Origin of the sequence: Pseudoalteromonas sp. TB64 (assembly GCF_000498095.1) — a bacterium.
Lineage (GTDB): Bacteria > Pseudomonadota > Gammaproteobacteria > Enterobacterales > Alteromonadaceae > Pseudoalteromonas.
The window spans coordinates 25060-44901 of record NZ_AUTQ01000061.1 but is presented as its reverse complement, the minus strand read 5'-3'; the positions used below and the strand labels follow the sequence as shown (position 1 = coordinate 44901).

General features: G+C 41.1%; 13 protein-coding genes and 2 pseudogenes. 13 read left to right on the top strand and 2 right to left on the bottom strand.

Translation table 11 applies throughout. The features are described 5' to 3' along the window. The 5 genes and pseudogenes from L647_RS0102510 to L647_RS0102485 form a co-directional block, all read left to right on the top strand. On the top strand, positions 1-367 hold a 367-nt coding region (locus tag L647_RS0102510), incomplete at its 5' end, for an isocitrate lyase/phosphoenolpyruvate mutase family protein (RefSeq protein ID WP_024609798.1). 45 nt (positions 368-412) lie between these two features. Next, positions 413-1537 (top strand): 2-methylcitrate synthase, encoded by a 1125-nt coding sequence (gene prpC, locus L647_RS0102505; RefSeq protein WP_024609797.1) that lies wholly within the window; start codon positions 413-415, stop codon positions 1535-1537. A 188-nt stretch (positions 1538-1725) separates the two neighbouring features. Next, positions 1726-4335: a Fe/S-dependent 2-methylisocitrate dehydratase AcnD gene (gene acnD / locus L647_RS0102495; RefSeq protein WP_024609796.1), complete on the top strand. Its 2610-nt coding sequence runs from the start codon at positions 1726-1728 to the stop codon at positions 4333-4335. A gap of 14 nt (positions 4336-4349) precedes the next feature. Beyond that, positions 4350-5521 (top strand): annotated as a pseudogene (gene prpF, locus L647_RS01000000123520) (2-methylaconitate cis-trans isomerase PrpF). A gap of 127 nt (positions 5522-5648) precedes the next feature. Further along, on the top strand, positions 5649-6101 hold the full coding sequence (locus tag L647_RS0102485) for a DUF1311 domain-containing protein (RefSeq protein ID WP_024609795.1): 453 nt from the start codon (positions 5649-5651) through the stop codon (positions 6099-6101). Positions 6102-6154: 53 nt separating this feature from the next. Here L647_RS0102485 and glp read toward each other — a convergent pair whose 3' ends face one another. Beyond that, complete coding sequence (glp, locus tag L647_RS0102480; RefSeq protein WP_024609794.1) at positions 6155-7372, bottom strand: gephyrin-like molybdotransferase Glp; 1218 nt, start codon at positions 7370-7372, stop codon at positions 6155-6157. Positions 7373-7417: 45 nt separating this feature from the next. Here glp and modA point away from each other — a divergent pair, with 45 nt between their 5' ends. The 3 genes from modA to L647_RS0102465 are packed head-to-tail and all read left to right on the top strand — an operon-like array spanning position 7418 to position 9864. Beyond that, positions 7418-8170, top strand: a complete 753-nt coding sequence (modA, locus tag L647_RS0102475) for a molybdate ABC transporter substrate-binding protein (protein ID WP_173399984.1) — start codon at positions 7418-7420, stop codon at positions 8168-8170. Further along, positions 8157-8834, top strand: a complete 678-nt coding sequence (gene modB, locus L647_RS0102470) for a molybdate ABC transporter permease subunit (protein ID WP_024609792.1) — start codon at positions 8157-8159, stop codon at positions 8832-8834. Before modA ends, modB begins: the two co-directional genes overlap by 14 nt. Position 8835: 1 nt before the next feature. After that, entirely contained in the window at positions 8836-9864 is a 1029-nt protein-coding gene (locus tag L647_RS0102465; protein ID WP_024609791.1) for an ATP-binding cassette domain-containing protein, read from the top strand. Here the strand turns inward: L647_RS0102465 and moeB are convergent. After that, positions 9865-10622: pseudogene (gene moeB / locus L647_RS01000000123515) on the bottom strand (molybdopterin-synthase adenylyltransferase MoeB). Between the two features lie 288 nt (positions 10623-10910). On the opposite strand from moeB, the gene L647_RS0102455 reads away from it, so the two are divergent. The 5 genes from L647_RS0102455 (at position 10911) to L647_RS0102435 (ending at position 19840) form a co-directional block, all read left to right on the top strand. Continuing rightward, positions 10911-12380 (top strand): NarK family nitrate/nitrite MFS transporter, encoded by a 1470-nt coding sequence (locus L647_RS0102455; RefSeq protein WP_024609790.1) that lies wholly within the window; start codon positions 10911-10913, stop codon positions 12378-12380. 13 nt (positions 12381-12393) lie between these two features. Beyond that, positions 12394-14151, top strand: a complete 1758-nt coding sequence (locus L647_RS0102450; protein ID WP_024609789.1) for a bifunctional protein-serine/threonine kinase/phosphatase — start codon at positions 12394-12396, stop codon at positions 14149-14151. Positions 14152-14160: 9 nt separating this feature from the next. Continuing rightward, a complete protein-coding gene (locus tag L647_RS0102445; RefSeq protein WP_024609788.1) occupies positions 14161-15354 on the top strand; it encodes an alginate export family protein in 1194 nt (397 codons plus the stop codon). 239 nt (positions 15355-15593) lie between these two features. After that, entirely contained in the window at positions 15594-17117 is a 1524-nt protein-coding gene (locus L647_RS0102440; RefSeq protein WP_024609787.1) for an FAD-dependent oxidoreductase, read from the top strand. 26 nt (positions 17118-17143) lie between these two features. Then, a complete protein-coding gene (locus tag L647_RS0102435; protein ID WP_024609786.1) occupies positions 17144-19840 on the top strand; it encodes a nitrate reductase in 2697 nt (898 codons plus the stop codon). Positions 19841-19842 lie beyond the last annotated feature (2 nt).

Sequence of the window (19842 nt, the reverse complement as noted above, 5' to 3'; positions counted from 1 at the left end):
GGCATGTGTAGAAGCAGGGGCTGACGCTATTTTTGCTGAAGCCGTACACGACCTTGCTGATTATCAAGCATTTGCAAAAGCGATTAACGTTCCAATTTTGGCAAACATTACCGAGTTTGGTCAAACGCCTATTTATACCAAAGAGCAGTTAAGTGATGTGGGCGTTAAAATGGTGCTTTATCCGCTAAGTGCTTTTAGAGCGATGAATAAAGCTGCTTTAAATGTGTATTCAGCAATTTTGAATGAAGGCTCGCAACAAAGCCAAATAGAAAATATGCAAACACGTGCAGAGCTATACGACTTTTTAGATTACCACACGTACGAGAACACACTCGACACCCTTTTTTCATCAAAATCTGACAAGTAAATAAACACTAATAAAACACACACAAATTATAGATAGGAGAAGATCATGGTCGATAAAGCATTGAGCGGCGCAGGTTTACGCGGACAAGTAGCAGGGCAAACAGCATTATGTACAGTTGGGCAAAGCGGTTCGGGGTTAACGTATTGTGGTTACGATATTAGCGAACTTGCCGAAAAAGCTCAGTTTGAAGAAGTGTCGTTTTTACTTTCTCGTGGTGAGTTACCAACTACCAGCGAACTTGTGCAATATAAAGCTAAATTAAAAAGCTTACGCGGCTTACCGAGTGCACTTAAAACCGTTCTTGAAAATATTCCTAAAGACGCGCATCCAATGGATGTAATGCGCACGGGTTGCTCTATGTTGGGTAATCTTGAAATAGAAAATGATTTTAGCCAAGCTAACGATGCAATCGACCGAATGGTTGCGGTATTCCCTAGTATTATTTGTTATTGGTATCGTTTTACTCACGATGGCGTACGTATTAAAACACAAACTGACGATGACTCAGTTGGTGCGCATTTTTTAACGCTGTTACATGATAAAGCCCCAAGTGAATTGTTTGCTCAAGTGATGAATGTATCGTTAATATTATACGCAGAGCACGAGTTTAACGCCTCTACGTTTACGGCTCGCGTGTGTGCGTCAACGCTTTCTGATATTCATTCTTGCGTAACGGGTGCAATTGGTACGCTGCGTGGTCCATTACATGGTGGCGCTAACGAAGCAGCAATGGATATGATTCAAGGTTTTACAAGTGTTGAACATGCAGAGCAAGAAGTAATGGGCATGCTGGAGCGTAAAGATAAAATTATGGGCTTTGGTCATGCTATTTATCGTGAGTCTGATCCGCGTAACGTTATTATTAAAAAGTGGTCTGAAAAACTAGCCGATGAAGTGGGCGACCATGTGCTTTATCCTGTGTCTGTTCGTTGTGAAGAAATTATGTGGCGCGAGAAAAAACTGTTTTGTAATGCCGATTTTTTCCATGCATCTGCTTATCACTTTATGAATATTCCGACTAAGTTATTTACGCCAATATTTGTAATGAGCCGTGTTACAGGTTGGACCGCGCATGTTAAAGAGCAGCGCACAAATAACCGTATTATTCGCCCAAGCGCTGACTACACAGGACCTGATGCACGTAGTTACACACCAATCGAATCAAGATAATAAGTTACCAACTCTCATGTATATTTGAATAATTTAGCTGGTTAAATATGACCACACATGAGAGTTGGTAAGTGAATTAAGGTGAACTCTATATTCACCTTTTACGGCTTTAATGCTTTATATAATAAAAAACCTGCAAACCTAAAGCCTTTCTTAATAACCCCGTCACCAATTAGCGAACTTTTATTATGACCATAATTAATAATACCCAATACCGTAAACCTCTACCTGGCTCAAATGTTGATTATTACGACACTAAAGAAGCGGTTGATGAAATTAAGCCTGGCGCATATGCCACACTACCTTATACATCGCGCGTACTTGCTGAAAACTTAGTACGTCGATGCGACCCTGCAATGTTAACCGATGCACTTAAGCAGCTAATTGAGCGCAAACAAGATTTAGATTTTCCGTGGTATCCGGCGCGAGTAGTGTGCCATGATATTTTAGGGCAAACGGCGCTTGTTGATTTAGCAGGTTTGCGTGATGCAATTGCTGCTAAAGGTGGCGATCCGGCAAAAGTAAATCCAGTTGTACCAACACAGTTAATTGTTGATCATTCATTATCGGTTGAGCATGCTGGGTTTGATCCCGATGCGTTTGAAAAAAACCGTTCAATAGAAGATAGACGCAACGATGACCGTTTTCATTTTATAAATTGGACTAAAACAGCCTTTAAAAACATTGATGTGATCCCGCCGGGTAACGGGATTATGCATCAAATTAATCTTGAAAAAATGTCGCCGGTTATTCAAAACCGTGATGGCATTGCATTCCCCGATACATTAGTTGGAACTGATAGCCATACTCCTCATGTAGATGCGTTAGGTGTAATAGCGGTGGGCGTAGGTGGGCTTGAAGCCGAAAGCGTAATGCTTGGTCGCGCCTCTTATATGCGCCTGCCAGATATTGTAGGTGTTGAGCTTACGGGTATTCGTCAACCAGGTATTACAGCCACCGACATTGTACTTGCCATAACCGAATTTTTACGTGGGCAACGTGTGGTATCGGCTTATTTAGAATTTTATGGTGAAGGTGCTGATGCACTAACCCTTGGCGACAGAGCAACAATTTCGAACATGACGCCAGAATTTGGCGCAACAGCAGCCATGTTCTATATCGACGAAATGACAATTGATTACCTGCGTTTAACCGGACGTGAAGAAGAGCAAATTGCACTGGTAGAAAACTACGCTAAAACCACAGGTTTATGGAGTGACAGCTTAAAAACAGCTAAATACGACCGCGTACTTACATTTGATTTATCAAGCGTGGGTCGTAATATTGCAGGACCATCTAATCCGCATCGCCGTGTATCAACAAGTGATTTAGCAAAAGAGGGCATTTCTGGCGTTGTTGAAAACGAAGAAGGCTTAATGCCAGATGGCGCATGTATTATTGCAGCTATTACCAGTTGTACTAATACGAGTAACCCGCGCAATGTTATTGCCGCTGCATTACTTGCACGTAATGCAAATGCAAAAGGCTTAACGCGTAAACCTTGGGTTAAAACGTCACTTGCGCCAGGTTCTAAAGCCGTTCAATCGTATCTTGAAGACGCAAACTTACTCACAGAGCTTGAGCAACTGGGCTTTGGCATTGTGGGTTTTGCCTGTACTACGTGTAACGGTATGAGTGGGGCACTTGACCCCGCTATTCAAAAAGAAGTAATTGAGCGTGACTTATACGCAACGGCTGTACTTTCAGGTAATCGTAACTTCGACGGGCGTATTCATCCCTATGCTAAGCAAGCATTTTTAGCGTCTCCTCCTTTAGTTGTTGCTTACGCGATTGCCGGTACTATTCGTTTTGATATTGAAAAAGATATTTTAGGGCAAGATCCGCAGGGTAACGATATTACACTTAAAGATTTATGGCCATCTGATGAAGAAATAGACGCAGTAGTTAAGCAAAGCGTTAAGCCTGAGCAATTTAGAAAAGTATACGAGCCAATGTTTAACTTAACTGTAGATTACGGTGAAGATAACGATCCATTGTATGAGTGGCGACCACAAAGTACGTACATTCGTCGTCCGCCTTATTGGGAAGGTGCATTAGCGGGTGAGCGCACAATGACCGGTATGCGTGCACTTGCTGTACTTGGTGACAACATTACAACCGATCATTTATCGCCTTCAAACGCAATTATGGCAAGTAGTGCCGCTGGCGAATACCTAACTAAAATGAACGTCCCAGAGGAAGATTACAACTCGTACGCAACGCACCGAGGCGATCATTTAACAGCGCAGCGTGCAACATTTGCAAACCCTAAACTACTTAATGAAATGGTACTTGATGAAAACGGCGAAGTTAAACAAGGCTCGTATGCACGACTAGAGCCACAAGGTACTAATACACGCATGTGGGAAGCAATCGAAGCGTACATGGAGCGCAAACAACCACTTATTATTGTAGCCGGAGCCGATTACGGACAAGGTTCGTCGCGCGATTGGGCTGCAAAAGGTGTAAGGCTTGCAGGTGTTGAAGTTATTGCAGCAGAGGGCTTTGAGCGTATTCATCGTACTAACTTAGTGGGTATGGGTGTATTGCCACTTGAATTTAAAGCAGGCACAACCCGTAAAACGCTCAAACTTGATGGCAGTGAAAGTTATGATGTAACAGGCGAGCCAACGCCTGGTTGTACGCTTAATTTATCTATCACACGTAAAAATGGCGAAGTGTTAAATATACCCATGAAGTGCCGTATAGATACTCAAGAAGAGCTTTCTATTTATGCTGCTGGCGGTGTATTACAGCGCTTTGCACAAGACTTTTTAGAAGCCACTAAAACTGCATAAGGAAAGGGTTATTTATGTTTAAACCGCAAATTAAAGTGCCTGCAACCTATATGCGAGGCGGCACTAGTAAAGGTGTGTTTTTTAATTTAACTGATTTACCAAAGTCTGCTCAAGTAGCAGGCGAGGCACGCGATAATTTATTACTGCGTATTATAGGCAGTCCCGATCCGTACGCCAAACAAACGGATGGTATGGGTGGCGCTACGTCTAGTACCAGTAAAACAGTCATTTTAAGTAAAAGTGAGCAAGCCGATCACGATGTTGATTATTTATTTGGTCAAGTGGCGATAGATAAGCCCTTTGTTGATTGGAGCGGTAACTGCGGTAATTTAACATCAGCAGTGGGTGCTTTTGCCATTAGTAATAGTTTGGTCGATAAAAGCAGAGTACCCGATAACGGTGTTGCTATTGTGCGTGTGTGGCAGGCTAATATTAAAAAAAGTATTTTAGTCCATGTACCAATAACTAATGGCGAAGTACAAGAAACCGGTGATTTTGAGCTCGATGGCGTTACATTTCCTGCAGCCGAGGTAAAGCTTGAGTTTATTGACCCAGCTGATGGTGATGGCGCCTTATTTCCAACTGGCAACGTAGTTGATAGCTTAGAAGTACCAGGCGTTGGCACTTTAAAAGCAACAATGATAAACGCAGGTATACCTACCATATTTATTAATGCGGCTGATATTGGTTATGCCGGCACCGAGCTGCAAGATGATATTAATAACGATGTTGTTGCACTTAAAAAGCTTGAAACTATTCGCGCTTATGGTGCTGTAAAAATGGGCTTAATTACTGATATTAGTGAAGCACAAGCTCGCCAACATACGCCTAAAGTTGCGTTTGTTGCATCGCCTTTAGATTATAAAGCGTCTAGCGGAAAGCTTATTGAATCTGCAAACATTAACTTATTAGTGCGCGCTATGTCGATGGGTAAACTGCATCACGCCATGATGGGCACAGCTGCTGTTGCTATTGGTACTGCCGCAGCTATCGAAGGCACACTGGTTANGTTAATGTAGCCGCTGGAGGCGGCGCATTGAGTGAAGTGAACTTTGGTCATCCATCGGGCACATTAAAAGTAGGCGCAGAGGCTAAAAATATAAACGGTGACTGGCAAGTAACTAAAGCAAGTATGAGCCGCAGTGCGCGAGTACTTATGGAAGGCGTTGTAAGGGTCCCTCAGTAAACTTTTAACACTAATTAGCCAAGTTACAGCATTAATACATTGAATCTATTTATTATTTTTGTAAAATATAAACAAGCCCTTTTTTTTAATTTAAGGACTTTTTTTCAAACTTTAAAAGGATTTAAAAATGAATAAAATTATTATTGGGTTTGCTTTTGCTATTTCATCATTTGGTGCACTTGCGCAAAGCACTGATGGTTGGCCAGAAGGTGGTGCAATGCACACCGGCATTACTTATAATTTAGAGGGCAATAGATACAAAACTAAAATCAGTAAAATGATGGATGAAATCTACCCACAACTAAATGACGATTACCAAGTAGATGCAGTTAAAGCACAAATAAAAGCATGGGAGCAGTATATAGATGCTACATGTAACGTTGTTGGCATAGCAACGGGGGCCGGTGGCTCGTGGCCCTCAACATATAGTGTTAAATGCGAAAGAAGCCTAAGTTATGATAGATACTTTGCGACTAAAAATGCGCTAAAGTGTGTTAATAGATTGAGCAAAGAAGAGTTTGTAGGGCGTAGCGAAAAGTTAAATTGTTTAATTCAAACATTAAATATAAAAATATTTTAAGGTCTACATAGCGCTACAGCTAAATTATACAGTTAGCTGTAGCATTTTAGGCTTTATAGCAACTCAATACTTACTGTTGCGCCTTTTTCGATATTGCCGCTTTGTGCTGGCACTACAATTAAGCAGTTAGCTTTACTAAGCGACGAAAGTACACCCGAGCCCTGTTTATTAAACGGGGCAACTACTAAGTCACCTTGCTCGTTTGTTGCTGCTGTACCGCGTTGAAAGTCGGCTCTTCCTGGGCGCTTTTTAATAACGGATGTAGTAACAGCGTTAAAACGCATTTTAGGGTTTACTTCACCAAGACCCGACAGCTTTTGCAGTGCCGGCTCTACTAACTGATTAAACGTAACTGCAGCCGACACAGGGTTACCTGGCAAGCCAAAAAAGTAACTGTTAGCTAGTTTACCAAAGGCAAAAGGTTTGCCTGGTTTCATGGCTATTTTCCAAAAGTGAATTTCGCCAATTTCGTTGAGCACTTCTTTAGTAAAGTCGGCTTCACCAACCGATACACCGCCTGAGCTTATTACGGCATCGGCAAGTTCGTTCGCTTTTAAAAATGCATTAGTAATGAGTTCTTTGTCATCAGGAATAATCCCTAAATCAATCACGTCGATATTTTTTTGTTGCAGCGCACTAATAATAACAGCGCGGTTACTTTCAAAAATAGCGCCTTGCTTAAGCGGCTGACCAGGTTCAATTAGCTCATCGCCTGTAGAAAGCACGGCTATTTTTAGGGTTCTTACCACGTCTATATTGGCAATTCCTAAGGATGCAAGTAACCCCACATCAACGGCTTTTAATTTATCGCCTGCTTTTAAAATAACATCGTCGATTGCAATATCTTCGCCAGCAAAACGCACGTTTTCATTTAGCTCTGGTTGCGCAGTAAACGTAATTTTATCGCCATCAACCGAGGCGTTTTCTTGCATTACAACGCCGTTAGCGCCGGGTGGAATTGCGGCGCCGGTCATTATTCTTACGCATTGCCCTGGGGTAAGCGTTTTTTCAAAAACTTGCCCCGCAAACACGCTACCTACTTGTGTATAGGTTAAGCTTTTATCTGAAATACATAGCGCATAGCCATCCATTGCGGAGTTATCATGAGCTGGTACGTTTATAGTTGATTTAACATCGCTTGCTAAAACGCGATCAACGCTTTGCATTATAGTGATGGTTTCAACGTCTTTAACTGGCGTTATTGAGCCAAGTATATTTTGTATTGCAGTTTCAATTGGCAATAAACCGGGTGCATTGCAAACATCGTTCATATATATTGCTTACTTAAATCATTTTATTTTGAAACAATACTTATAATGTCAAAGCTTTACAATACATGGTTGGGTTATTTTTTGCTTATAGCATGCATGCTTTCGTGCGGCGTAAACGCAAAAGAAACGCTGCAAGTAGCCGTAGCGAGTAATTTTAAAACTGTATTGCAAACCCTACTAAAAAAATCCCCATTACCTAATGTTGACGTGAAAATATCAGCCGCTTCTAGCGGTGTTTTATATTCGCAAATAGTGCATGGCGCACCATTTGATGTGTTTTTATCGGCTGATGATTTTCGACCGCAATCACTTATTAAAGAAGGCTATGCCGAGCAAAGTAGCTTAATCACTTACGCGTTAGGCGAACTTGCTTTGTGGCAACCCAAAGCTGAAAAAGTAAACGATAAAGTAGCCATTGCTAATCCGCGCTTTTCACCATACGGGCGTGCCTCAGAGCACTACGCTAATAACCATTTTAAAAAGCCAGTAAATTATGTGTACGGTAATAATATTACGCATGCGTTTCAGTTTGTTGAAAGCGGTAATGTAGGAGTAGGGCTGGTGGCTGTTTCATCACTAAAGGCGGCTTACAGTAACACGCAAGATCAAAAATATTTAGAGTATACCGTGCTGCCTACCAATCAATATCCCGATATAATTCAACAAGGCGTTATTATTAGCTCGACTAAAAAGCGTGCTAGCGCTAAGCAACTCATGCAATTTTTAATGACGCAGGCTACGCAGCAGCAGTTAATTGAATTAGGTTACAGAATAAAGGACAACAATGCTTCAAAGTGATTTAACCGCGCTGTGGTTAACTATAAAACTTGCCTTTATAACCGCAGTGCTCCTTCTTGTTTTTTGTATTCCGGTTGCTTACAAGCTCGCTGGCTATAACGGTAAATTTAAACCATTTTTAGAGGCATTAATTGCAATGCCTTTAGTGCTACCGCCTACGTTGTTAGGGTTTTATTTACTTGTTTTATTTTCGCCTGATCACGCTTTTGGGCAGTTTTGGTTTTGGCTAACGGGTACACAGCTGGCGTTTAGTTTTCAGGGCGTGGTTATTGGCTCGCTTTTTTATTCGCTGCCTTTTGTAATGCAGCCTCTTGTGGCGGGGTTTAAACATATTAATCAAACCTATAACGAAGCTGCAATTGCGCTTGGGTTAAGCCCGTTTAAACGCTTTGTGCATTTAATTATTCCGCTTTTAAAACCCAGTATTGGTAGCGCATTTGCTTTAGGCTTTGCGCACACATTGGGTGAGTTTGGTTTGGTATTAATGATTGGCGGCAATATTCAGGGGCAAACACAGGTGGTGTCTATTGCGCTTTACGACCATGTTGAATCGTTAAATTATACGGCGGCGCATCAGCTTTCACTTATTTTACTGGCTATTTCGTTTGCCTGTTTAGTGCTGTTATTTAAGTTTAATAAAAGCATTGTAGGGGTTAAGCAATAACATGATTAAGTTAAGCCTTTTTAAAGCACTCAATAACTTTGATTTAGATATAAACCTTGAGCTTGAGTCGTTTAATGTATTGGGTGTTTACGGGCCTTCTGGCTCGGGTAAGTCAACATTACTGCGTTGTATTAGCGGTTTAGAGCCGGCAAAAAATGTTTATGTAAACAATCAGCCAGTGCATGAGTTACCAAGCGATAAACGCGGTATTACGCTTCAGTTGCAATCGTGCCCGTTGTTTCCTCATTTAGATGTGGCAGGTAATTTAGCGTTTACACAAAAACACTGCGGGAATAAACAAACCAGCTTAACGCTACAATACGTTGTTAAAGCCCTTGAATTACAAGACTTACTAAACCGTGATGTACAAAGCTTATCGGGCGGCGAACGCCAGCGTGTCGTATTTGCGCGCACGTTGTTAGCAGGTCAAAAATTTATAATGCTTGATGAGCCTTTTAGCGCGCTTGATTGGTCATTGCGTTTTAAAACACTCACTAAACTCAATGAGATTGCCGTTAAGTTTAATATTAAATTTATAGTTGTAAGTCACTCATTAAAAGAGCTGCTATTTTGCTGCGATACCCTTATTCAGCTTGATAAAGGCAAGGTGATAAACCAAGGTGCAAGTGCACACGTTGCAAAAGCTATTTATGCAAACGATAGGCAAACACCGCTAAGCTTAATTAATTACGATGTGGTTAAATTTGATGAAGACTACGGGCTATATCAACTGCAATTACAGCAAAGTGAGCAGCCGCTTTTTGTGCTTCCTGCACTTGTAGATAGCAGTAATAAGCTAATTATAGAAAGTGAGCAAATGTCGTTTAGTGCGTTAAAGCCTGAGCAAACAACGCATAGCAATGTTTTAAAGTCGGTATTAATTCAGGCTGAGCTTATTAATAATAAGTGGCAGTTAACACTTAATGTAGATGGGCAAACTTTGTATTGCTTGGCTTCAAGGCGAGTGTGGGACAAAAACGACTTTAAAGTGGGCGATGTGCTTTATACAACAATCAGTAATCTAGAATAACTAAATGCTGCACACCGCACATTGACTATTTTTAGCTATTTTAAAACGATTAAACTCCATGCTTAAGCCATCCACCAGCAATAAGTGTTCGCTTAAGCCGCTGGGTAAACCTGCAAGCATTTTTAGCGCTTCAGTAGCCTGAATACTGCCTATTAGCCCCACAATTGGGGAAAGTACGCCGGATTCAGAGCAGCTTTGTGTTTGTTCACTAAAAAATTGTGATAAACAGCCATAACAGTGNTGTTTTCATCCATAGTAAAACACGCGACTTGTCCTTCCATACGTATTGCAGAGCCTGACACCAGCGGAACTTTAGCTTTAAAACAGGCGCTATTAAGTGCATTACGCGTTGCTAGGTTATCTGAGCAATCAATTACTATATCAATGTTATTAAATAGCTGTTCTGTGGAGGTACTTGCATCAAAAAATGCCTCAATAGTATTTATGTCTATTTCACTATTAAGCGCGTTAAGCTGTTTTTTAGCAGCACTGCATTTTGAGCTACCAATATCACTTTCTTTATACAGTATTTGCCTTTGCAGGTTGGTCACGTCTATTTCATCGTTATCAACTAAGGTAAGGGTCCCAACGCCAGATGCCGCTAAGTATTGACCTACCGCACACCCAAGCCCACCCACACCAATAACTAAAGCATGCGATTGCCATAGTCGCTCTTGTCCGTCTATATCAAGCTGCGGGAGCATAATGTGCCGAGAATAGCGCAGTTGCTGCTGGTAAGTTAATGGTGGCTTTTGCATTTTTAGACTTCTCATACTTTTTTTGAACAATACCAAGTTGTTAAATCCTAGAGCAAGTAGTAACGCTTTTTATTTGCACTGTAACAGTCCATAGCCCTTCACTCATATAGTGCAACTATAACGTATTAAAACAGTAAATACATATAACCAACTGAAATTGATGGCTTTTAATTAGTGGCTCAGTAATTGCTGTAGTAGGTTAACTAAAATTTAACAAACATTGGGCTGCTACTCATCTAAAAGAGTGGGGCATTAGTAAAACAATAATACGTTTACGAGGAAATAAACATGCAACCGAGTTCTGGGTTTAACCTAATATCCTTTAAAGGAAAAATGAAAGTATTACATCTGAGTTGGATGGTCTTTTTTGTGTCATTTTTTGTATGGTTTAACCATGCCCCTTTACTAGGTGCAATTGCGGGTTCGCTTGGGATCACCATGGCACAAGTTAAAACGTTACTCATTTTAAATGTAGCGTTAACTATTCCTGCCCGCGTTGTGGTGGGTATGTTAACCGATAAATTTGGTCCTCGTATTGTTTATTCAGCATTACTTATTACCTGTAGCATTCCGTGTTTTATGTTTGCTATGGCAACTACATTTGAACAAGCGGCGCTGGCGCGTTTTGCTTTAGGTTTTATTGGTGCTGGCTTTGTTGTGGGCATTCGAATGGTGAGTGAATGGTTTCCTGCTAATGAGTTGGGTATAGCGGAAGGTATTTATGGCGGCTGGGGTAATTTTGGTTCAGCAGCTGCGGCTATGTTATTGCCAATTATTGCACTAATGTTTGGCGGCGAAGATGGCTGGCGTTATGCAGTAGGTTTAACCGGTGTATTAAGCGTTATATTTGGTGTTATTTGGTACTTAAATGTAACCGATACGCCAAAAGGCGGTACATACTTTAAGCCTAAAAAAGTAGGCGCAATGGAAGTAACCAGTAAAGGCGACTTTGTATTACTGCTTATTATGAAAATCCCTATGTACGGCGCATTAGCATTACTTACTTGGAAGCTTTCGCCAACCGGTGCTAACTTAATTTCGGCTAATTTTGTACTTGCTGTGTATGCTTTTTTAGTTCTACTTTATATTTACGAAGTGTATAAAACCTTTGACGTAAATGGTCATATTTTTAAAGAGCCAGTACCTGAGTCGCATCGTTATGAGTTTAAACAAGTGGCTGTTTTAAATGTTTTATATTTTACAACCTTTGGTTCTGAGCTTGCGGTTGTATCTATGTTGCCACTGTTTTTTATGGATGTATTTGCGCTTGATATGGTGTATGCCGGTATTTTAGCCTCTGCTTATGCGTTTATGAACTTAGCATCTCGCCCTGGTGGCGGTTGGATTTCAGATAAATTAGGTCGCCGTATAACACTTATTGTACTTACGATGGGTCTTGCTGTTGGTTATTTTGTAATGGGCTTGGTTGATGCATCGTGGCCTTTATGGCTTGCTGTTGTGGCTGCTATGGCGTGTTCGTTCTTTGTGCAAGCTGGTGAAGGTGCTGTATTTGCCGCAGTACCGCTAATTAAGCGCCGTTTAACTGGGCAAATTGCAGGTATGACAGGCGCTTACGGTAATGTAGGCGCAGTAGTTTACTTAACGGCATTATCACTTGTTGATTATAAAACCTTCTTTTTCATTATTGCGGGTAGTGCATTACTTGGCTTAGGCGCACTGTTTTTTATGAAAGAACCAGATGGACATATTACCGAAGTAAATGAAGACGGCACCGTTGAACTTATTTCAGTGACTTAAGGCATTATTGACCATGTTTGATGAAACACTCCACGCTAAAGCGCTAAAAAATGAACTCAACGTTTCATTTGGTGGGCACAGTGCTAAAGGGTTAAAAGCAGAAAACCAAGATGCGTTTGCAGCTCTTAATACCAAAGCGCAAGAAAAAGAGTCTAAAGGCGTTATTGCCTGCTTAGCCGATGGGTGTTCATCAGCAAAAAATGCTAAACAAGCGTCTCAACTTTCGGTTACTCATTTTATAAATGAGTATTTAAATACCCCCGAAAGTTGGGCGGTTAAAAAGTCAGTGTCGAAGGTGTTAGCAAGTTTAAATCAGTGGCTTTATTCGCAATCAGTTAATTACAATCACCTTGGTCAGCGCCAAGCCGATTGGATGACGACTTTTACAGCACTTATTTTAAAGTCGGCAACGGGTTATATATTTCACTTAGGTGATACGCGTATTACCCGCTTGCGAGAAAATAAAATAGAGGCAATAACACGGGATCACAAAGTAAACGATACGCTAACACGTGCATTAGGCGCACAACTTCATCAAGAAATAGATGTTTACGAAGTTGACCTAAAAGCAGACGATATTTATATATTAACCTGCGATGGCGTACACGATGTGCTCCCAAACAGCGATATAGCTAAACTAATTAATGAATACGTTAATTTAGATCACACTAATTTAGAAAATGCAGCTAAAGCAATTACCGAACTTGCATTAGCGCGAGGCAGTGACGACAACGTAAGTTGTTTGCTTGTAAAAGTAGAAAATATTGCCGAGCAAAAGCTAGATGAGCTTTATCATTCGCTAACACGACGAAAAATTCCACCTGCGCTTAATGTTGGGCAAAAAATTGATGACTACACGGTTATTCGTAAATTACATGCCAGTAGTCGCTCGCACATTTATTTAGTGCAACAAGCGCCCGATATACCGCCAGTGGTTTTAAAAGCACCTTCGGTTAATTTTGAAGACGATGTGCACTACCTTCAAGGCTTTATAAGAGAAGGCTGGGTAGGGCAACGCATAAACCATTTAAACGTGATGAAAGTATTGAGTACGCAATCGCAGAGTCGTTTTTTGTACCATATTTGTGAGTACATGGACGGGCAAACACTTAGTGATTGGAAGCACGACGTGCCGCACCCAGAAATAACCCAAGTACGCAGTATTATTGAACAAATAGTACATGCGCTAAGGGCGTTTCAGCGACTCGATATGGTACATCGCGATTTAAAACTCGATAATGTAATGATAGATGCGCACGGAAAAGTAACGCTCATTGATTACGGCACAGTAAGTGTTGCGGCTATGGACGAGTCGGTTAAACAAATTGCGGATGATTGCCCGCAAGGTACTGCCGATTATACTGCACCCGAAACACTCATTACTATGCACGCCGATTTTAAAAGTGATTTGTTTTCACTTGGCGTTATTGCATACGAGTTATTGTGCTCAAAATTGCCTTACAAACCACTGCCACTTAACCACGTAGCGCCAAAAGATTACAGCCATTGGCACTACACAAGTATACGTAAATACAGAGCCGATATTCCGTTTTGGTTAGATCAAGCCCTTATGAAGGCGCTTGCCCCTAAACCCGAGCTCAGATACCAAGCCTTTTCTGAGTTTATAAACGATATCAATAAACCTAACCCTTATTTAGAAAGTACCGCTAATAAAAGTTCAATAATGAAACGCGATCCAGTGATGGTGTGGAAATGTATTTCGCTATGTTTATTTATTGCTTTGGTGTGTGTATTAATAATTAAAACGTAGAGAACCAAAATGCTTAACTATAAGAACAACTTACCTATTATTTTTATACTGGGTTGCTTCACTGCGCCTTCAATAAGCCAAGCTTCGCAAACCGATCTTGATTTTAGACTGCGTTTTGAAAGCGTTGATCAAAACAATGCCTTAAAAGATGCAAGTGGGTTAACACTTAGAACCCGCTTGACGCATCAAACAGATGAGGTAAATGGTTTTTCAGGTCTAATTGAAGTAGAAGACACTCGCAGCCTTTTTGGCGTAGACGATTACAACAATACGGTGGGTAAAAATACCGATTACTCTGTTATAGCCGACCCCGAAACCACTGAAATTGACCAAGGCTTTGTTAAATATGCCCGCGATGGTTTATCGCTAAAAGTAGGACGCCAAGTAATTGCACTTGATGGTCAACGCTTTGTTGGGCACGTCGGCTGGCGCCAAGACAGGCAAACTTTTGATGCAGCAAGCCTCAACTACGCATTTAATAACATAGATTTACAATACAGTTATTTAAATAAGCGCAATCGCATATTTGCTGACGATAAAGACATTAAATCGTCCGATCATCTAATTAATGCCAGCTTTACAACAGACTACGGTAAAGTGGTTTTATACAGTTACTTATTAAGTGAGGATGCTATACAAGACGACAGCTTAGACACTTATGGCGTTTCTTTTAACGGTAATAAAACTCTAAACGACATAACGTTTTATTACAAAGCGGAGTATGCAACGCAGTCTGCGTCAACAAGCGTGAGTGATTTTGATGCCGATTACTATGCACTTGAAGGCGCTGTTGATTTAAATGGTTTGGGTATAAAAACAGTAACATTAAAAGTTGGCATAGAGTCACTAGGCTCTGACAGCGGCGATTACGGGTTTGCAGCACCACTTGCCACAATGCATAAATTTAATGGTTGGGCAGATATGTTTTTGAGCACACCCACACAAGGTTTGGACGACACCTACATAAGCTTAAACGGTAAAGCATTTGACGGTAAATGGCTGGTGGCATATCACAGTTTTGATGCCAATGAGCAATCAAATGAGGTTGACGATTTAGGTCGTGAGCTAAACGTGCAATACGTTAAACCGATTAATAAAACCTACACGGTAGGTGCTAAATATGCCGATTATTCAGCGGGTGATACTGCTGCTAATAAAGTCGATACCCAAAAATTGTGGGTATGGATGAGCGCTAAGTTTTAATACCTTGTTGTATTTAATTTCCCTTCTAACTTTCTTCATTAATTTATAGCGATACAAGATGGTGCAGTTGCACCATCTTGTGGGGCTTTACGCTTTTCACCTCTACACCAATGTAGGCAACTTGCTGATTTTAAATGATTATATATTTGGCTTACATATTGCTATAACAAACCTATAACAAATCATTCGATTTCAATTTTAGTCAATTACTAAAGTAGATATCATTTTAAGGTGAGTAAATGCTAAGCAAGCAGCGTGTTGTAGTAGTAGGAAACGGAATGGTGGGGCATCATTTTGTGCAGCAGCTGGTTTCTCAAAATCAGGCTGATGAGCAATTTGAGATTACGGTACTTAGCGGTGAAGACCGTTTAGCGTATGACCGCGTGCAATTATCGTCTTTTTTTAAAGGCAAAACCGCAGACGACCTCGCACTTACATGCAATAAAACCTATGACGATTGGCAAGTACGCTTTCATACTCATTCTAAAGTGGTTGATATAAATCGTGATGCACAAACTGTAACGACCGCTAAAGGGGAGTTGTTTGAATACGACAAGCTTGTGCTTGCTACAGGTTCATTCCCATTTGTACCGCCTATACCGGGTAAAGATCGTGAGCATTGCCTTGTTTATCGGACTATTAACGATTTACACGCAATAAAAAACTCAGCCCACGGCAGTAAAGTAGGCGTGGTAATTGGTGGCGGTTTATTGGGTCTTGAGGCTGCAAACGCATTAAAGCAACTGGGTTTACAGACTCACGTAATAGAATTTGCACCGCAACTTATGGGCGTACAAGTTGATGTTGGGGGCGGTCGGCTACTAAAAAACAAAATTACAGATTTAGGCGTTAGTGTGCATACATCGGTAGCAACTGAGGAAATAGTAGAAGGTGAAAGTTGCCGTTACAAAATGTGTTTTAAAGGTGGTAAAACCCTTGAAACCGACATGATTGTATTTTCGGCGGGTATTCGCCCTTATGATAATTTAGCCCGCGAGTTTAATTTAGAGTTAGGTGAGCGCGGCGGTATTGTAATTAATAATTACTGCCAAACGAGCGATAAAAACATATACGCTATTGGCGAATGTGCACTATGGAATAACTTTATTTTTGGCTTAGTAGCACCAGGTTACGCCATGGCTAAAATAGCAGTTGGGCATATTTTACAAGATACGCAGCAAGATACTTTGCAAAGTACTGGCTTAGACAATAAAGCCGATGAATTTAGCGGTGCCGATATGAGCACTAAGCTTAAATTAATGGGTGTTGAAGTGGGCTCTATTGGCGATGCGCATGCACGCAGCGAAGGCGCAATAAGCTATTATTTTGAGGATCAACCCAATGGCATTTATAAAAAAGTAGTCACTAATTCACAAAGTAATAAGCTGATTGGCGCCGTACTTGTTGGCGATACCAGCGATTACGATAATTTACTGCAATATCATTTAAACGACATTGAACTTACCACCGCTCCCGAAGCGCTCATTATGCCCCTTGCTGGCGACATAGCAGAGCTAAGCGCCGATGACTTGCCTGATGACGCTATTATTTGCGCTTGTCATAAAGTAACTAAACACACCATTGAACAAACAGTCGCTAAAGGCTGCATAGATTTGGCAAGTGTGCAGCAAAGCACCAAAGCCAGTACAGGCTGTGGAGGTTGTGAAAAGCTCGTTCAAAACGTAATAAACAGCGCCCTCGCTAAAGCAAGTAACACTATTAACGTAGTTACTCTTAATGAGCCTGTTAAACAGCCCGCATAAATTAAAGCACACTAAAAGAGAGCAGTATGGCAACCGCAAACACGTCACCAACTATAAATAAAACGAGTTTAAAACAAACAACATGTGCTTACTGTGGTGTAGGGTGTGGTGTTGATATTTCACTTTTTAATAATGTGCCAACCAAGCTTGAAGGCATGCGAGAGCATCCCGCAAACTTTGGTCGTTTATGTGTAAAAGGCACGCATTTGCTCGACACAACAGGCAGTGATAATCGCTTAACGTCGCCTCTTATTAATAACCAATCCGTTACGTGGGATGAAGCAACCGACCATGTCGCCAATAAATTTAACGACATAATACAAAAGCACGGACCCGATGCGGTGGCTTTTTATGTATCGGGGCAGTTACTTACTGAAGATTACTACATCGCGAATAAATTAATGAAAGGCTACATAGGCTCAGGCAATATTGATACAAATTCGCGCCTGTGTATGTCGTCTGCTGTGGCAGGTTATAAACGCGCTTTTGGTGAAGACGTAGTGCCGTGTACCTACGAGGATTTAGAGCAAACTGAGTTACTTATTTTAATTGGCTCTAATGCAGCGTGGACTCATCCGGTTTTGTATCAGCGAATGGAGCGTGCAAAGCAGCTTAACCCAAATATGAAAGTAGTGGTTATTGATCCGCGTAAAACCGACACCGCTGAGCTTGCCGACACATTTTTAAATATAAAACCAGGCAGTGACGCCGCACTTTATAACGGCTTACTTAATTATTTAAATGAGCATAACCACCTCGATGCGCAATTTATTGCTCAGCACACAAACGGCTTTGAAAGCGCACTGCAAGAGGCAACAAAATGGAGCTGTGAGGCTGTTAGCGACTTTTGCGATATAGCAATTGAGCAAGTTACTGAGTTTTACGCGCTATTTGCTAACAGCCCAAGTGCGATTAGCTTTTATTCAATGGGTATAAATCAGTCAAGCTCGGGTGTAGATAAATGCAACGCCATTATTAATGCGCATTTAGCCTCAGGTAAATTACTTAAGCCAGGCAGTGGTCCGTTTTCGATTACGGGGCAACCCAATGCGATGGGTGGGCGCGAAGTAGGTGGTTTGGCTAATCAGTTAGCGGCGCATTTAGATATTGAAAACGAAGCGCATCAATCACTTGTGCAACGTTTTTGGCTCTCGCCAACTATTGCTAAAAAAGCAGGCAGCAATGCCATCGATATGTTTGATGAAATAGCCGCAGGTAAAATAAAAGCAGTGTGGATAATGGCAACAAACCCAATGGTGAGCTTGCCCAATAACGCCGCTATTAAAAAGGCATTAGAGACCTGCGAGCTGGTAGTTGTATCTGACTGTATTGCAAAAAGTGATACATTAAAATTTGCCGATGTTGCTTTTCCATCAACCGGATGGGGCGAAAAAAACGGCACAGTAACCAACTCAGAGCGCAGAATATCAAGGCAGCGCCCGTTAGTAGCGCCTTATTCAGGAGCTAAAAACGATTGGCAAATTATGTGCGATGTTGCTAAAAAAATGGGCTTTGAAGGGTTTGATTTTACAGACCCAAGTGGCATTTTTGAAGAATGGGCACAATTAACCGATTTTGAAAATAACGGCAGCCGATTGTTAAACCTCTCAGGTTTAGTTGGGCTCACACAAAATCAGTATGATAATTTAAAACCCATTATGTGGCCTGTTGTTAAAAACGAGCCTTATAAAAACGGTCAGGTTTTTACAGATAACCAATTTAGCACCGCTGATAAAAAAGCGCGTTTTATACCCATAACGCCGAAATTACCTGTGCAAAAAACATCAAGTGATTACCCGTTTGTAATGAACTCGGGTCGTATACGAGACCAATGGCATACTATGAGCCGCACGGGTAAAAGCACTGCGCTTTCATCGCATATTACACGCCCGTACATTGAAATTAATCCGCTTGATGCCAGTAAATTAGCAATAAAACAAAACGATTTAATAAGTGCGATTGCCCAAACTGGGCAGGTTACCGCGCATGCAAAAGTAACCGATGCCGTGCGAAAAGGTGAATGCTTTATGCCTATTCATTGGAACAAGCAATTTGCGTCATCAGCAACAGTAAGTGGGTTGTATCAATCGGTAGTTGACCCTCTATCTGGTCAGGCTGAGTGCAAACACGGCGCTGTTAATATAGTTAAAGCACCCTTTGTGCAATATATGCAGCTGTTTGCTAAAAACGAGCTTGTTATAAACAGTGATTTTTGGCTCAAAGTTAATGCAAGCAATTGCTTTAATTACCAATTGGCGCTTAATGAGCCACAAAGTGATTTACTGTATTACTGCCAAACCTTAACTGGTCTAAAAGGGCAATGGTCGGCTATGAATACGGCAAAAGCCATGCATGTGCAGTGTATTCAAAACGATCAATTAGCGTTTGTTGGTATTATTTCTAATGAGCAAAAAGAAATATCACTTGAGTGGATAAACCATTTATTTGCAGAGCCATTACTGACCTTTACACAGTTACAGTCTTTGCTTTATGCAACTCCCGATGAAGAATTTACCCAAGGTGCACAAGTGTGTAGCTGCTTTAAAGTAAGAGAGCAGCCAATTATAAACGCCATTAAAAACGGTGCAAACACAGTCGAGCAATTGGGGTCTGAACTTAAATGTGGGACGAACTGCGGTTCGTGTAAAACACAATTAAGCCAATTAATAAAACAACATTACAAAGCAGGTTCTAGCAGCATTGATGTTGCGGTTGTAATGTAAAG

Excerpts from the sequence above, each read along its gene's own strand:
- L647_RS0102465 (WP_024609791.1), top strand. The coding sequence starts at position 8,836 with ATGATTAAGTTAAGCCTTTTTAAAGCACTCAATAACTTTGATTTAGAT.
- L647_RS0102440 (WP_024609787.1), top strand. The coding sequence starts at position 15,594 with ATGCTAAGCAAGCAGCGTGTTGTAGTAGTAGGAAACGGAATGGTGGGG.
- acnD (WP_024609796.1), top strand. The coding sequence starts at position 1,726 with ATGACCATAATTAATAATACCCAATACCGTAAACCTCTACCTGGCTCA.
- L647_RS0102435 (WP_024609786.1), top strand. The coding sequence starts at position 17,144 with ATGGCAACCGCAAACACGTCACCAACTATAAATAAAACGAGTTTAAAA.
- L647_RS0102485 (WP_024609795.1), top strand. The coding sequence starts at position 5,649 with ATGAATAAAATTATTATTGGGTTTGCTTTTGCTATTTCATCATTTGGT.
- modB (WP_024609792.1), top strand. The coding sequence starts at position 8,157 with ATGCTTCAAAGTGATTTAACCGCGCTGTGGTTAACTATAAAACTTGCC.
- L647_RS0102450 (WP_024609789.1), top strand. The coding sequence starts at position 12,394 with ATGTTTGATGAAACACTCCACGCTAAAGCGCTAAAAAATGAACTCAAC.
- L647_RS0102445 (WP_024609788.1), top strand. The coding sequence starts at position 14,161 with ATGCTTAACTATAAGAACAACTTACCTATTATTTTTATACTGGGTTGC.
- L647_RS0102455 (WP_024609790.1), top strand. The coding sequence starts at position 10,911 with ATGCAACCGAGTTCTGGGTTTAACCTAATATCCTTTAAAGGAAAAATG.
- modA (WP_173399984.1), top strand. The coding sequence starts at position 7,418 with ATGTCAAAGCTTTACAATACATGGTTGGGTTATTTTTTGCTTATAGCA.
- glp (WP_024609794.1), bottom strand. The coding sequence starts at position 7,372 with ATGAACGATGTTTGCAATGCACCCGGTTTATTGCCAATTGAAACTGCA.
- prpC (WP_024609797.1), top strand. The coding sequence starts at position 413 with ATGGTCGATAAAGCATTGAGCGGCGCAGGTTTACGCGGACAAGTAGCA.